Origin of the sequence: Buttiauxella gaviniae, from assembly GCF_040786275.1 — a bacterium.
GTDB classification, from domain to species: domain Bacteria; phylum Pseudomonadota; class Gammaproteobacteria; order Enterobacterales; family Enterobacteriaceae; genus Buttiauxella; species Buttiauxella gaviniae_A.
In genome coordinates this window covers 1,423,728-1,438,036 of record NZ_JBFMVT010000002.1, presented here as the reverse complement: position 1 = coordinate 1,438,036, position 14,309 = coordinate 1,423,728, and the positions used below count along the sequence as shown (strand labels likewise).

The window sequence follows — 14,309 nt, the reverse complement described above, 5'->3', positions numbered from 1 at the left end:
ACGAAACGCGTGCCCCAGGAAAAATATCTTACAAATGTGATTAATCGCGTTTTGCGCGTTCGGTACGTAACAAACCGGATGCACCATCAGAGTAGTCACGCGGCATTTGAACCGGTGCCTGATCGTTGCTGGCTTCTGACTCAGCGAGGCGGTTGCGGAATGGATTCGCTTCGGCTGACATTTCTGGCAACAGGCTGCTGGAGCTCTTCGCCATATGTTGATAAAGCTGGCGATAATCATCAGCCATGTTGTCCAGCAACTCTGCGCTACGGGCAAAATGGCTAACTAATTCTTCACGGTACTCTTCAAGTTCTGCTTTGTTTTTCTCGATCTCGTACTGCATTGCCTGCTGCTGACGCAGCTTGCGGTTGCCAAAACGCATCGCAACGGCACCAATGATGATGCCAACAACTAACCCAATTAGCGCATATTCCCAGGTCATGTACTTCTCCCGTTGTCTTGTGTTTCCGTAGGGTAATGTAGCCACTATAACCGTTAACCTAAGAGAAGTGGAATCCTGACGCAGCATCGCTTAGGGTAGAACGGCCTTTTTTTCGACAACCGTCCTTTTTAAAGTACTAAGTAAACGGCAATCCGATTTTTAAGGGAATACCATAATACCATGCAAAATCTCTCCCCTGCATCGCGCTACCAACAAGCCCTGAGCGAGGGCAGCTATCAACCCGATGATGTTCAACGTGACGCTGTAGTCAAGCTGGACGCTATCTGGCAAGCATTAAGCCAGCAAAAACCGACCCCAGTCGCAAGCGGGGGTTTCTTTGGCAAACTCTTTGGTAAGCGTAGCGCTTTCACAAGCCAGGAGCCTGTGCGCGGGCTATACATGTGGGGCGGAGTAGGGCGAGGGAAAACCTGGCTCATGGATATGTTTTTTCAGAGTCTACCTGGCGATCGTAAGCTGCGGCTGCACTTTCACCGATTCATGCTGCGCGTCCATGAAGAACTGGCCGAACTTCAGGGGCAAACCGATCCGCTGGAATTGATTGCTGACCGTTTCAAATCCGAAACCGATATTCTCTGTTTTGATGAATTTTTCGTATCTGATATCACCGATGCAATGCTGCTTGGCACCCTGATGCAGGCCCTGTTTGCACGCGGGATTACACTGGTTGCGACCTCGAACATTCCTCCTGACGAGCTGTACCGCAATGGCTTGCAACGGCCTCGTTTTATCCCGGCCATTGAGGCGATAAAACGCTATTGCGAGGTGATGAATGTCGATGCGGGAATTGATTACCGTTTGAGAACGCTCACTCAGGCACACCTTTGGCTTTCTCCGCTAAATGATGCAACTGCGCAGCAAATGGAAAAACTTTACGCCGCTTTGGCTGGAACCGTGCGGGCAGGGGAACCTGTACTGGAAATCAACCATCGGTCATTAGCCACGCTCGGCCTTGCGAATCAGACATTAGCCGTTGATTTTAATACGTTATGCGTTGATGCCCGCAGCCAGCATGATTACATCGCTTTATCGCGTCTGTTCCATACCGTGATGCTGTTTAATGTGCCGATTATGAACACCCGTAATGAAAACGAAGCTCGTCGCTTCATCGCGCTAGTCGATGAGTTTTACGAGCGCCACGTTAAGCTTGTGGTTTCAGCGCAGGTGCCATTGTTTGAGATTTACCAGGGTGAAAGATTGCGTTTCGAGTTCCAGCGCTGTTTGTCTCGTCTGCAAGAGATGCAAAGTGAAGAGTATTTACGTCTGTCGCATATGCCTTGAACACAATTTGTATGTAAAGCTGACCACAAACTGTGACAAAAACTACAAAAAGGTTCGACCTTTACAAGCGACTTCCCTATAATCTTGCGACCCCACGTTACAACCAAAGTTTTTTTCCCAAAACTTGGTCGTGCTGGCATTGGCTATTCGAAGGGGTAGGTTTGCCGGACTTTGTCGTGTGAACCTTGAACTGATTTTAAACGTTTGGGTGAACACCTACGTGTAACTATATATTGGGTAAGCTTTTAATGAAAACTTTTACAGCTAAACCAGAAACCGTACAACGCGACTGGTTCGTTGTTGATGCTGACGGTAAGACCTTAGGTCGTCTGGCTACTGAATTGGCTCGCCGTCTGCGCGGTAAGCATAAAGCGGAATACACTCCGCACGTTGATACTGGTGATTACATCATCGTTCTGAACGCAGAAAAAGTTGCTGTAACCGGCAACAAGCGTACTGACAAAGTGTATTACCATCACACCGGCCACATCGGTGGTATTAAACAAGCGACCTTTGAAGAGATGATTGCCCGCCGTCCTGAGCGTGTGATTGAAATCGCGGTTAAAGGCATGCTGCCGAAGGGCCCTCTGGGCCGTGCTATGTTCCGTAAACTGAAAGTTTACGCGGGCAACGAGCACAACCACGCGGCGCAGCAACCGCAAGTTCTGGACATTTAATCGGGATTATGGCAATGGCTGAAAATCAATACTACGGCACTGGTCGCCGCAAAAGTTCCGCAGCTCGCGTGTTTATCAAACCGGGCAGCGGCAAAATCGTTATCAACCAACGTTCTCTGGAACAGTACTTCGGTCGTGAAACTGCCCGCATGGTAGTTCGTCAGCCGCTGGAACTGGTTGATATGGTTGAGAAATTCGATCTGTACATCACTGTTAAAGGTGGTGGTACTTCTGGTCAGGCTGGTGCGATCCGTCACGGTATCACCCGCGCTCTGATGGAGTACGACGAGTCCCTGCGTGGCGAACTGCGTAAAGCTGGTTTCGTTACTCGTGATGCTCGTGAAGTTGAACGTAAGAAAGTCGGTCTGCGTAAAGCACGTCGTCGTCCTCAGTTCTCCAAACGTTAATTGTCCTCTGCTTTTGCAGAATACAATTTGCGAAAAAACCCGGTCCTGTACCGGGTTTTTTTATGCCTGAAAATTATATTTAGCGCTGCTAACATTATGATAAGCATCATATTTCAGGCTAATTCCAGATCCACTCCCCACAAAACCCGTAAAATCTGGTAAACTATCAACCAATTTTCTGCCCAAAGGTCGGCATCAGGTTGTTTTCGCCTCTTTTTTTGGCGGCTGGTGGTTTTCCGGCGTAATGGGTATCAAACGGTCAGGTTAGTTGCCGCTTGCTTGCGGCTATTAGCAGTAATTTTCTGAATAAACTTGGAGGTTTTCATGGCTGTCGCTGCCAACAAACGTTCGGTGATGACGCTGTTTTCCGGTCCTACTGACATCTATAGCCACCAGGTACGTATCGTACTGGCTGAAAAAGGTGTTAGCGTTGAAATTGAGCATGTGGAAACGGATAACCTGCCTCAGGATCTGATTGACCTCAACCCAAATCACAGCGTACCGACCCTGGTTGACCGCGAACTTACCCTGTGGGAATCCCGCATCATCATGGAATATCTTGATGAGCGTTTCCCGCATCCACCATTAATGCCGGTTTACCCGGTTGCTCGTGGTGAAAGTCGCCTGTACATGCATCGTATCCAGAAAGACTGGTACTCCCTGATGCATATCGTGATGAACGGTTCTGCTCAAGAAGCTGATGCTGCACGCAAGCAATTACGCGAAGAATTGCTGGCAATCGCACCTGTATTTACTCAGAAACCTTTCTTCCTGAGTGATGAGTTCAGCCTGGTAGATTGCTACCTGGCACCGCTGCTGTGGCGTTTGCCGCAAATGGGTATTGAGCTGACAGGCGCAGGTTCTAAAGAGATGAAAGGTTACATGACTCGCGTGTTTGAGCGTGATTCATTCCTGGCTTCTCTCACCGAACCTGAGCGCGAAATGCGTCTGCAGACTCGGGGCTAATTCATGGATATGTCACAATTGTCACCACGTCGTCCTTATCTGCTCCGTGCTTTTTACGAGTGGCTATTGGACAACCAGCTCACTCCGCATCTGGTGGTGGATGTGACATTACCTGGCGTACATGTCCCGATGGAATATGCACGTGACGGGCAAATTGTTCTGAACATTGCACCGCGTGCAGTAGGAAACCTGGAGTTGGCTAACAACGAAGTGCGCTTCAATGCTCGCTTTGGCGGTGTGCCACGCCAGGTCTTTGTTCCTATGGCCGCGGTTCTGGCTATCTACGCTCGGGAAAATGGTGCAGGTACCATGTTCGAGCCGGAAGCTAACTATGACGAAGAAGGTGAAGGTCATAGCAATGTTGAGCAGTTGTCGTCTGATTCAGAAATGGTGATGCAGGTGATCGATGGCGATCGTCCCGATCACGATGAAGATGACAATGGCCCGGACGACGAACCTCCTCCGCGCGGTGGCCGTCCGGCACTGCGCGTTGTGAAGTAACTCGTCAAATCATGCAGGTAAAATGCCAATCGAAGCCAGTCTGATGACTGGCTTTTTACTTTTTAAAATAAACCCATAGATTGCATCTTTACGTAAGCCAAGATTTGCTGTGTTATGATTCGACAATAGTATTTGCGATCTTCCTTCCATTAACCGGCCAGATTCTAACGCTATGAGCACATTTGACGAGCAACCCGCTGAGACGACTGAAACCATCGGACATACGATGCGCCGTCGCCCGCTTGCGCGTAAAAAACTCTCGGAAATGGTGGAGGAAGAGCTTGAGCAAATGATTCGCAGACGCGAATTTGCCGAGGGCGAACAACTGCCTTCTGAGCGCGAACTCATGGCTTTTTTCAATGTTGGCCGCCCGTCGGTGCGCGAAGCACTTGCGGCGCTGAAACGAAAGGGGCTGGTACAAATCAGTAACGGGGAGCGCGCCCGCGTTTCACGGCCTTCGGCGGATACCATCATTGGTGAACTCTCTGGCGTGGCGAAAGATTTTCTCTCCCGTCCTGGCGGCATCGCTCATTTTGAGCAACTGCGCATGTTCTTTGAATCAAGTCTGGTTCGTTATGCCGCAGAGTTTGCTACCGATGAACAAATCGCCCGCCTTGGAAAAGCGCTTGAGATGAATAATCAGGCTCTGGATGATAACGATCTGTTTATTCGATCCGATATTGAATTCCACCGTGAACTGGCAGAGATCCCTGATAACCCTATCTTCATGGCGGTGCATGTTGCATTGCTGGACTGGTTGATTGCAGCGCGTCCTACGGTTTCTCAGGTTGAGCTTCATGCTCATAATAATATTAGTTATCAGCAGCATATTGAGATTTATAACGCAATCCAGGCTCGAGATCCTGATGCAGCGGATGCGGCATTGAAGGCTCACCTGAAAAGCGTGTTTGCCTCTTATTACCCGGCTCCTCGTAAACGTATGTCTAAAAAGTCCTCTACATAAATCTGCGATCCTTCGCACCTCTTCTTTAGTATCAATTGATCATCCATCATTATTTTGTATGAGCTGGATCGCATCCTGAGTTCATAGTGGCGTGGTGTTTGTTTTTTAATCTGGTATAACAGGTATAAAGGTATATCGTTATTTATAGAAACCAGACAACACAGAGGCGTTTATGAAACAGAATCTTCGCGGTGTAATGCCCGCACTGCTTACTCCTTTTAACCAGCAACAACAAATTGATACCGACAGCTTACGACGTCTGGTTCGTTTCAATATTGAACAGGGCGTCGATGGCCTGTACGTCGGTGGGTCCACCGGGGAAGCTTTCTTGCAGAGCACGCAGGAACGTGAGCAGGTGCTGGAAATCGTCGCTGAAGAAGCTAAAGGAAAAGTGACTTTAATCGCGCACGTTGGCGGCATCAGCACCCATGAAAGCCAGACGCTGGCGAGTGCAGCCCACCGTTATGGATTTGATGCCGTCTCCGCGGTAACGCCGTTTTACTACCCGTTCAGCTTCAATGAACATTGCGACCACTACCGCGCAGTGATTGATTCGTCCGGCGGTTTGCCGATGGTGGTTTACAACATTCCAGCCCTAAGCGGCGTGAAATTAACTCTTGAGCAGATAGGCACGCTGATCAACTTGCCTGGCGTTGGCGCGTTAAAGCAAACCTCTGGCGATCTCTACCAGATGGAGCAGATCCGCCGCGCTTACCCGGATCTTGTGCTCTACAACGGTTATGACGAGATCTTTGCCTCTGGTCTGTTAGCGGGCGCTGACGGCGGGATTGGCAGCACTTACAACGTGATGGCCTGGCGTTACTTGGCTATCAAGCAAGCTGTGCAGGAAGGGGATATGCAGCGTGCAAGCCAGTTGCAAAGTGAATGTAATAAAGTTATTGATTTGTTAATTAAGGTCGGGGTTTTCCGTGGGCTGAAAACGTTACTGCATTACATGGATGTCGTCGCTGTGCCTCTGTGCCGCAAACCGTTTGCCCCGGTTGAAGAACAATATTTGCCTGAACTGAAAGCGCTCGCAGAGCAGCTTCAAAAGGAACGCGCAACGTTCTGAAGAACTCACATAAATCATGATGCTGAAAGCCAGTATCCATAATACCTAACCAAAGGGCGGGTTTTACCGACCCGCACCGGGAGTGCTTTATGAATAACACTGCCCAACAGATCCCGTGGTATCGCCATTTGACTAAGCCGCAATGGAAAGCATTTTCAGCTGCCTGGATTGGCTATTTGTTGGATGGTTTTGATTTTGTCCTGATAGCGCTAGTCCTTACAGAAATTCAAAGCGAATTTGGTCTGACAACGGTTCAAGCTGCGAGCTTAATTTCCGCAGCGTTTATCTCACGCTGGTTTGGTGGGCTGGTTTTAGGCGCGATGGGCGATCGGTATGGTCGTAAACTCGCCATGATCACTAGCATCGTGCTGTTTTCATTCGGTACGCTGGCGTGCGGTTTTGCCCCAGGTTTCACCACGATGTTTCTCGCCCGACTGCTAATTGGTATGGGTATGGCAGGGGAATACGGTTCCAGTGCAACTTACGTCATTGAAAGCTGGCCGAAGCACCTACGTAATAAAGCGAGCGGTTTTTTGATCTCTGGCTTTTCCGTGGGAGCCGTTATTGCCGCTCAGGTATATAGCGTCGTAGTGCCTGAATGGGGCTGGCGTGCGCTGTTCTTCATCGGCATTTTGCCTATTATTTTTGCGCTCTGGCTGCGTAAAAATATTCCCGAAGCGGAAGACTGGAAAGAGAAGTTTGCTGACAAAGTTCCCACCAAAACCATGGTGGATATTTTGTACCGGGGCGAACACAGAGTGATTAATATTGGCCTGACAATTGTCGTCGCCAGCGCGCTTTACTTCAGCTTTGCCGGTAACCTTGGAAATGCTGTGCTTATCACAGTACTTGGCCTGATATGCGCAGCTATTTTCATCAGCTTTATGGTGCAGAGCAGTGGGAAACGTTGGCCAACGGGTGTCACGCTAATGGTTGTCGTCTTCTTTGCTTTCCTCTATTCCTGGCCTATCCAGGCATTGCTGCCCACTTATCTTAAAACGGAACTAGCCTACGATCCTGCAACGGTGGCACATGTCTTATTCTTTAGCGGGTTTGGGGCGGCGGTAGGGTGTTGTGTGGGAGGTTTCCTCGGAGATTGGTTAGGGACGCGTAAAGCCTACGTCTGCAGCTTGCTGGCCTCACAATTGCTCATTATTCCCGTCTTCGCTATCGGCGGTGGGAACATATGGGTTTTAGGGCTGCTTCTGTTCTTACAACAAATGCTGGGGCAGGGGATTTCAGGGATTCTGCCAAAACTGATTGGCGGCTACTTCGATACCGAGCAGCGTGCTGCAGGGCTTGGCTTTACCTACAACGTGGGTGCCCTTGGCGGTGCGCTGGCACCGGTGATTGGTGCGACCATCGCTCAACGTCTTGATTTAGGCACCGCGCTGGCTTCGCTCTCATTTAGCCTGACCTTTGTAGTCATTCTGTTGATTGGCCTGGATATGCCGTCTCGCGTTCAGCGCTGGATTCACCCTGAAGCATCACGCACGCACGATGCCATTGATGGTAAACCGTTTAGCGGTGCCGTTAAGGCGCATCCGGCTAAAGGGCGAGTCATGCAGAAAGCAGTAAAATAAGCCCCTTGCTTTAATCATAAAAAAAGCCCGGTGACAAAAATATCACCGGGCTTTTTGACTTCTATAAAGCGTTACACTTCGAGGAAGTTCAGGATACCGTCAGCGGCTTTACGGCCTTCGGCGATAGCTGTAACCACCAGGTCAGAACCACGAACGGCATCACCACCGGCAAAGATTTTCGGGTTGCTGGTCTGGAACGGATTATCACTGCCTTCCGGTGCCAGAATGCGGCCTTGGCTATCCAACTCAACGCTGTGTTTTTCCAGCCACTGCATCGCATGTGGTCGGAAACCAAACGCCATAATGACGGCATCGGCAGGCACCACGTGTTCGGAACCAGCAACGATTTCAGGACGGCGGCGACCGTTTGCATCCGGAGCACCCAGTTCTGTGCGGGCAACTTTCACACCCGACACGCGCCCGTTGGCATTAACTTCTACGCCCAGCGGCTGTACGTTGAACTGGAATTCCACACCTTCTTCGCGCGCGTTTTTCACTTCGCGTTTGGAGCCCGGCATGTTTTCTTCGTCACGGCGATAAGCACAGATAACGTGCGTTGCCCCCTGGCGAACCGAAGTGCGCACGCAGTCCATCGCGGTATCGCCACCGCCAAGTACCACAACGCGTTTGCCAGACATATTCACATACGGTTCTTCTGGAGAATCGCCGAAGCCCATGATTTGTTTGGTATTAGCAATGAGGAACGGCAGAGCGTCATAAACGCCTGTGGCATCTTCATTCTCTAAACCACCGCGCATGGACTGATAGGTACCCACCCCCAGGAACACGGAATCGTACTCGCTCAGCAGGTCGTCAATCTGTACGTCACGACCCACTTCGGTGTTGAGTTTGAATTCGATGCCCATGCCGCTAAAGATTTCACGGCGCTTGGTCATCACCTCTTTTTCCAGTTTGAACGCTGGAATACCGAAGGTCAGCAGGCCACCGATTTCCGGATGACGGTCATAAACCACAGCTTTTACACCGTTACGCGCCAGCACATCGGCACACGCAAGCCCTGCAGGGCCTGCCCCGATAATCGCTACGCGTTTGCCGGTTTGTTTCACGCCGGTCAGGTCAGGTTTCCAGCCCATCTCAATCGCTTTATCGTTGATATAGCGCTCTATGTTACCGATGGTGACGGCACCAAACTCGTCGTTCAGCGTACAAGATCCTTCGCAAAGACGGTCTTGCGGGCAAACGCGGCCGCATACTTCCGGCAGGCTGTTTGTCTGGTGAGACAATTCAGCCGCTTCGATAATTCGCCCTTCGTTGGCCAATTTCAGCCAGTTTGGAATGTAGTTATGAACCGGGCATTTCCATTCACAGTACGGGTTACCGCAAGACAGGCAGCGGTCTGCCTGTGCTTTGGCCTGGCCTTCTGAGAACGGCTCGTAAATTTCCACAAACTCAATTTTACGGATTTTGAGCGGTTTCTTTGGCGGATCAACGCGCTGTAAGTCGATAAATTGATATACGTTTTGACTCATCGTGACCTCTTACTGCGCCTGCACCCGCAGCTCGGCTGCGCTGCGACTGCGGTGACCCAACAATGCTTTGACATCACTGGATTTCGGTTTAACCAGGGTGAATTTCGATGCAAATACCGGCCAGTTAGCCAGAATCTCTTCGCCGCGCTGGGAACCCGTCAACTGTACGTGCTCGGTAATCATACCGCGCAGGTGCTCTTCATGAATTGCCAGCTCATCAACGTTGAGCAGTTCTACCAGTTCAGGGTTAACGCGTTTACGGAAATCACCCTCTTCATCCAGCACGTAAGCGAAACCACCGGTCATCCCTGCCCCGAAGTTCACGCCCGTTTTGCCGATGACACAGACAATACCGCCCGTCATGTATTCACAACCGTTGTCGCCAATACCTTCAACTACGGTGATAGCCCCGGAGTTACGCACGGCGAAACGCTCACCCGCACGGCCAGCGGCATAAAGTTTGCCGCCCGTTGCACCGTACAAACAGGTGTTACCGATGATGGTTGCTTCGTGGCTACGGAAGGCTGATCCCACCGGAGGACGCAAGGAGATCAAACCGCCCGCCATGCCTTTACCGACATAGTCGTTGGCATCGCCAGTCAGATGCAGTTCAACGCCTCCGGCATTCCATACGCCAAAGCTCTGGCCTGCGGTGCCGCTGAAGTGCGCTTTAATCGGATCGGCTGCCAGACCCTGGTCGCCATTATGCTGCGCGATATAACCAGACAACATGGCACCCACTGAACGGTCAGTGTTGCGGATATCAAACCAGAACGTTTTACTCTGTTTATCATCCACATACTGCTTCGCCTGGCTCAGCAACTGGGCGTTCAGATCGCCTTTATCAAATGGCGGGTTATTTTCGGTGCAGTACACCGCTTTGCCCGGCATAGGTTCGGCTGTTTTCAGCAGATTAGACAGCTCCAGGTTTTGTTGTTTCGCGGTGAAACCGTCCAGCTCTTTAAGCAGATCGGTGCGGCCAATCAGGTCCACCAAACGTTTCACGCCTAACTGCGCCATTAACTCACGCGTTTCACGGGCGATAAATTCAAAGTAGTTTGTTACTTTGAACGGCAAGCCGTGATAGTGGTTCTTACGCAGTTTTTCGTCTTGAGTTGCAACACCGGTTGCGCAGTTGTTCAGGTGGCAAATACGCAGGTATTTACAACCCAATGCGACCATTGGGCCGGTACCGAAACCAAAGCTTTCTGCGCCGAGGATCGCTGCTTTAATGATATCGAGGCCGGTTTTCAGGCCGCCATCAACCTGGAGGCGGATCTTGTGACGCAGGCCGTTAGCGACCAGCGCCTGCTGTGTTTCCACCAGACCCAGCTCCCACGGGCAGCCTGCATATTTCACTGATGACAGCGGGCTTGCACCGGTACCACCGTCGTAACCGGCGATAGTAATCAGGTCGGCATACGCTTTAGCCACACCGGTGGCGATGGTCCCGACGCCTGGTTCGGAAACCAGTTTCACCGAAATCATCGCTTTCGGGTTGACCTGCTTGAGGTCGAAAATCAGCTGGGCCAAATCTTCGATAGAGTAAATATCGTGGTGCGGCGGTGGGGAAATCAGCGTCACGCCAGGCACGGAATAACGCAGTTTCGCGATATACGGCGTGACTTTATCTCCCGGCAACTGGCCGCCTTCGCCCGGTTTTGCACCCTGAGCGACTTTAATCTGGATAACATCCGCGTTAACCAGGTAAGCCGGCGTTACGCCGAAACGACCCGATGCGACCTGCTTGATACGGGACACTTTGTTAGTGCCGTAACGCGCAGGATCTTCCCCACCTTCGCCGGAGTTTGAGTTCCCGCCGATGCTGTTCATCGCTTCAGCCAGAGATTCATGCGCTTCAGGGCTTAATGCGCCGATAGACATTGCGGCAGTATCAAAGCGTTTGAACAGCTCAGAGGCGGGTTCTACGTCTTCAATGCGCACGCTTTCACCTTGCGGATTCAGGGCGAGCATATCGCGCAGTGTTGCCACCGGGCGCTCATTCACAAGCTTCGCGTACTCTTGATAATCTTTGTACTCGCCACTGTTTACCGCTCTTTGCAATGTCTGAACCACATCCGGGTTGTAAGCGTGATATTCACCGCCGTGGACGTATTTCAGCTGACCACCCTGATCCAGCGGTTTGCGGGCAAGCCACGCGCGCTTAGACAGATTCAGCAAATCTTGTTGGAAGTCGCTGAAACCTGCACCGCCAATACGGCTGACAACGCCCTGGAAGCACAGCTCGGAAACTTCTTTATGCAGGCCAACCGCTTCAAACAGTTTTGAGCAACGGTAAGAGGCGACAGTCGAGATGCCCATTTTGGACATGATCTTGTACAGGCCTTTGTTGATGCCGTTACGGTAGTTCTGCATCACTGCACGGTAAGATTTTTCAATGGCTGCAGTATCGACCAGTTTCGCCAGCGTTTCGTAGGCGAGGTAAGGGTAGATTGCCGTTGCGCCAAAACCGAGCAGAACCGCGAAGTGGTGTGGGTCACGCGCACTTGCCGTTTCAACGATGATGTTGGCATCGCAACGCAGGCTCTTCTCAACCAGGCGTGTCTGAATCGCGCCCACCGCCATCGGTGCCGGAACCGGCAGACGATTTTTTGCGATATTACGGTCGGACAGCACCAGCAGAACTGTGCCGTTGCGAACCATACGTTCAGCTTCGTCACACAGCGCATTAACGGTTTCATGCAAAGCGTGCGTGGAAACATCGTAAGTGATATCCAGCGTATCAGCGCGATAGTGCTGCTCTTCAAGCGAAGTGAGCTGCTGGAAATCAGACCACAGCAGAATTGGTGACTTGAAGCTAAGGCGGTGTGCCTGGCCTTCTGCTTCACAGAAGACGTTCATTTCACGTCCAATGCTGGTCGCCAGTGACATCACGTGTGCTTCACGCAGCGGATCGATTGGCGGGTTGGTGACCTGCGCAAACTGCTGACGGAAGTAGTCGTAAATAATACGTGGCTGGCTGGAGAGCACGGCAAATGGGGTATCATCCCCCATGGAACCGACGGCTTCCTGGCCATTTTCGCCCAACACGCGAATCACAGAATCCAGTTCTTCGCTGCTGTAGTTAAACTGTTTCTGGAAGCTGGCAAGCGTATCGTCGTCCATTTCGCGTGAGCCAACTTCTTCGTCTGGTAAATCTTCGAACGGCACCAGGCGACGGACGTTATTTTCCATCCACTCTTTATATGGGTGGCGGCTTTTTAAATCGGCGTCGGTTTCTGCGGAATGCAGAATGCGGCCAATACGCGTGTCGATAACCATTAACTCGCCAGGACCTACGCGACCTTTTTCGACCACTTCATCAGGCTGGTAATCCCAGATCCCCACTTCGGAAGCACAGGTAATCAGCTTATCTTTGGTGATGACGTAGCGTGCAGGGCGCAAACCGTTACGGTCCAGGTTACAGGCGGCGTAACGTCCATCGGACATTACGATACCGGCTGGGCCATCCCACGGCTCCATGTGCATGGAGTTAAAGTCGAAGAAGGCGCGCAGCTCCGGGTCCATATTCGGGTTGTTCTGCCAGGCTGGTGGCACCAGCAAACGCATCGCACGAACGATGTCCATCCCGCCAGCCAGCAGCAGTTCGAGCATGTTATCCATCGAGCTTGAGTCGGAGCCGGTTTCGTTTACGAATGGCGCTGCGTCATGCAAATCGGGAATGAGTGGCGTCTGGAATTTATAGGTACGCGCGCGCGCCCACTGACGGTTGCCGGTGATGGTATTGATTTCACCGTTGTGCGCCAGGTAACGGAATGGCTGAGCCAGCGGCCAACGCGGCACGGTGTTGGTGGAGAAACGCTGGTGGAACAGGCAAATGGCCGATTCCAGGCGCAAATCCGCCAGGTCCAGGTAGAAGCGCGGCAAATCCGCCGGCATACACAGACCTTTATAGATGTTGACCAGGTTCGAGAGGCTACAAACGTAGAAGTCTTTGTCCTGGATTCTTTTCTCAATACGACGACGGGCGATGAACAGGCGACGTTCCATATCACGTGGGCGCCAGCCAGCCGGAGCATTAACAAAAATTTGTTCGATGCGAGGTTTTGAGGAGAGGGCGATTTCACCGAGTACGTCTTCATTGGTTGGCACTTCGCGCCAGCCTACAATCGACAGGGTCTCGTTTTGCAACTCTTCTTCAACGATGCGGCGGCTTGCTGAGGCCAGCGCGTCGTCTTTGTTCAAGAAAATCATGCCGACGGCATAATTTTTTGCCAAACGCCAGCCACGCTCTTCCGCAACGATTCGGAAGAAACGGTCAGGCTTTTGCAGCAACAGGCCACAACCATCACCGGTTTTACCATCGGCGAGGATTGCTCCACGGTGTTGCATTCGGGCCAGTGCGTGAATAGCAGTGCGCACTACCTTGTGGCTAGGTTCGCCTTCTATGTGGGCGATCAGGCCGAAACCACAGTTATCCTTCTCAAGGGATTTATCGTACAACATATCAGTGAACCTCCCCAGGCTCTACGTGACGCCCTCCCAACCGATTGCGCACAGGCGTAAAAAGGGCATGGCGACGGGGTTTCGCGTTTCATACGCTCACCTCGCGTGTCGCCCTCTTAATGACCATCTCATCGGTTTCACAAGTGTTGAGGACTTGCTTTAGAGGGAATCTTAATTACTGCATAAATATGATGGGCACAGAACCCACCCAGAAAGCTTCCAGCGGATTTCCAAGTTATCGGGAAAGCGCACATAGGTCAAATGGCATTCTTATTTATACGAATAAATGCTAAATGGTATTTAACATTATGAAATTAAACATTTTATTATCATTTTTATCGTATTTAAGCGGCAGGGGAATCGCTTGGGTAATGTGATCTCTCTCACTATCTTACAGGCTGCTAAATTCCAGACCATGCTGGCAATGCAAGTATTTACGGT

The 14,309-nt window shown here is 51.2% G+C and carries 11 protein-coding genes; 8 read left to right on the top strand and 3 right to left on the bottom strand.

Annotation, left to right across the window (positions count from 1 at the left end):
• Positions 1-40: 40 nt before the first annotated feature.
• Complete coding sequence (gene zapG / locus AB1E22_RS07225) at positions 41-442, bottom strand: Z-ring associated protein ZapG (protein WP_367594736.1); 402 nt, start codon at positions 440-442, stop codon at positions 41-43.
• 180 nt (positions 443-622) lie between these two features.
• On the opposite strand from zapG, the gene zapE reads away from it, so the two are divergent.
• The 8 genes from zapE (at position 623) to AB1E22_RS07185 (ending at position 7,911) form a co-directional block, all read left to right on the top strand.
• Positions 623-1,741 (top strand): cell division protein ZapE, encoded by a 1,119-nt coding sequence (gene zapE, locus AB1E22_RS07220; RefSeq protein ID WP_367594735.1) that lies wholly within the window; start codon positions 623-625, stop codon positions 1,739-1,741.
• Between the two features lie 248 nt (positions 1,742-1,989).
• Complete coding sequence (gene rplM, locus AB1E22_RS07215) at positions 1,990-2,418, top strand: 50S ribosomal protein L13 (protein ID WP_367594734.1); 429 nt, start codon at positions 1,990-1,992, stop codon at positions 2,416-2,418.
• 14 nt (positions 2,419-2,432) lie between these two features.
• Positions 2,433-2,825: a 30S ribosomal protein S9 gene (gene rpsI, locus AB1E22_RS07210; RefSeq protein ID WP_064543072.1), complete on the top strand. Its 393-nt coding sequence runs from the start codon at positions 2,433-2,435 to the stop codon at positions 2,823-2,825.
• 324 nt (positions 2,826-3,149) lie between these two features.
• Positions 3,150-3,791, top strand: coding sequence for a stringent starvation protein SspA (sspA, locus tag AB1E22_RS07205; RefSeq protein WP_034498882.1), 642 nt, complete (start codon positions 3,150-3,152; stop codon positions 3,789-3,791).
• Between the two features lie 3 nt (positions 3,792-3,794).
• Positions 3,795-4,292, top strand: coding sequence for a ClpXP protease specificity-enhancing factor (sspB, locus tag AB1E22_RS07200; protein ID WP_367594733.1), 498 nt, complete (start codon positions 3,795-3,797; stop codon positions 4,290-4,292).
• Positions 4,293-4,464: 172 nt separating this feature from the next.
• Positions 4,465-5,256 carry a transcriptional regulator NanR gene (locus tag AB1E22_RS07195; protein WP_367594732.1) on the top strand — a complete coding sequence of 264 codons (792 nt, stop codon included), beginning with the start codon at positions 4,465-4,467 and terminating at the stop codon, positions 5,254-5,256.
• Between the two features lie 172 nt (positions 5,257-5,428).
• A complete protein-coding gene (gene nanA / locus AB1E22_RS07190; protein WP_367594731.1) occupies positions 5,429-6,328 on the top strand; it encodes an N-acetylneuraminate lyase in 900 nt (299 codons plus the stop codon).
• A gap of 89 nt (positions 6,329-6,417) precedes the next feature.
• Positions 6,418-7,911, top strand: coding sequence for an MFS transporter (locus AB1E22_RS07185; protein ID WP_367594730.1), 1,494 nt, complete (start codon positions 6,418-6,420; stop codon positions 7,909-7,911).
• Between the two features lie 71 nt (positions 7,912-7,982).
• On the opposite strand, the gene AB1E22_RS07180 is transcribed toward AB1E22_RS07185, so the two are convergent.
• On the bottom strand, positions 7,983-9,401 hold the full coding sequence (locus AB1E22_RS07180) for a glutamate synthase small subunit (protein ID WP_367594729.1): 1,419 nt from the start codon (positions 9,399-9,401) through the stop codon (positions 7,983-7,985).
• Positions 9,402-9,410: 9 nt separating this feature from the next.
• Complete coding sequence (gene gltB, locus AB1E22_RS07175) at positions 9,411-13,868, bottom strand: glutamate synthase large subunit (protein ID WP_367594728.1); 4,458 nt, start codon at positions 13,866-13,868, stop codon at positions 9,411-9,413.
• Positions 13,869-14,309 lie beyond the last annotated feature (441 nt).